Raw genomic sequence first — 1,201 nt, 5'->3', positions numbered from 1 at the left:
CGTCGCCGCGCTGCGCACCTACGCCTCCCGGCTGCGCGCCCTGCTCGAACCCGACCGTTCCGCCCCCGCCGTGCTGGTGTCCGTCGCCGACGGCTACGCGCTGCGCGTCCCGGTGGACGCCGTCGACGTCCACCGGTTCGAACGGCTCGTCGCCGAAGCCTCCCGCACCCCCGACCGGGCGGAAGCCCTGCTCGACGAGGCCCTGGCCCTCTGGCAGGGGCCCGCCCTGTCCGGCGTCCCCGGACGTTTCGTCGAGATCGAGCGCACCCGGCTGTCCGAACGCCGGCTCGCCGCGCTCGAAACCCGGCTGGAGCTGGCCCTGGACGGCGGCGACAACGCCCGCGCCGCCGCCGAACTCGCCGTCCTCATCACCGAGCACCCGCTCCGGGAACGGTTCCACGCCCTGCTGATGCTGGCCCTCTACCGTTCCGGCCGGCAGGCCGACGCGCTCGCCGCGTTCCAGCGGCTCCGCACCGATCTCGCCGACGAGCTGGGCCTCGACCCCAGTCCGGCACTGGCCGAACTGCACCAGCGGATGCTGGAGGCCGACCCCGCGCTGACGGTCGCGGTGTCGTCACCGGCCGCCGCGCCGGGCGGCCCGGCCAGGCCGTTCCAGCTCCCCGCCGACATCGAGGACTTCACCGGACGGGCCCGGCAGACGTCGCAGATCGGGGCGCTCCTGCACGGCGACGGGATGCCGGTCGCCGTAACCCCTGCGCCCCGGCCACCGGCGCGAAATCCAGGGTGATCCCGGCGGAGCGCAGTTCCGTTCCGGTCGTCGCGGCGGCCCTGCGCGCCAGTTCCTGGCTGCGCGCCGCACCCAACGCCATCGCCCCGGGGAACCGCGTGGTGAACTCGGGACGGCCGAACCTCTCGCCTTCCTCGTCCGCGCCGATCAGCAGCGGGATCCGCGCCGCCGCCTGCAACCGGTTCGCCAGCCGGGCCGTGCCCCGCGGCGTCCGCATCTGCTCCGCCGGCAGGACGAACCCGCCCACCCGGTACCGCCGCTGCAGCTCGACGCCCTCGCCCGCACTCCCGACCGCAGGCAGGAACAGCTGCCCCACTCTGTCGCCGAGACTCATCCCCCGAACCAGCTCCCGCCCGAGCTCCCCCACCACCACCCCGGGCCGCCGGACCTCGCTGCTCGCTCCGGTCTCCGGCACCCCACCCCCACCGCACCCCGCCAGCACCCCGACCGCGG

2 protein-coding genes are annotated in these 1,201 nt (G+C 75.9%); one reads left to right on the top strand and one right to left on the bottom strand.

The window, feature by feature from the left end; translation table 11 throughout:
* The coding region (locus ACYVE7_RS34315; RefSeq protein ID WP_460370776.1) for an AfsR/SARP family transcriptional regulator at positions 1-748 on the top strand (748 nt) is incomplete at its 5' end.
* Here the strand turns inward: ACYVE7_RS34315 and ACYVE7_RS34310 are convergent.
* A partial coding sequence (locus ACYVE7_RS34310) for a glycoside hydrolase family 3 N-terminal domain-containing protein (protein ID WP_460370774.1) occupies positions 639-1,201 on the bottom strand: 563 nt, incomplete at its 5' end. The genes ACYVE7_RS34315 and ACYVE7_RS34310 overlap by 110 nt on opposite strands.

Source organism: Actinocorallia lasiicapitis (assembly GCF_054778695.1).
Note: the sequence above shows the minus strand (reverse complement) of the source record. Positions and strands in the feature narration are given on the sequence as shown.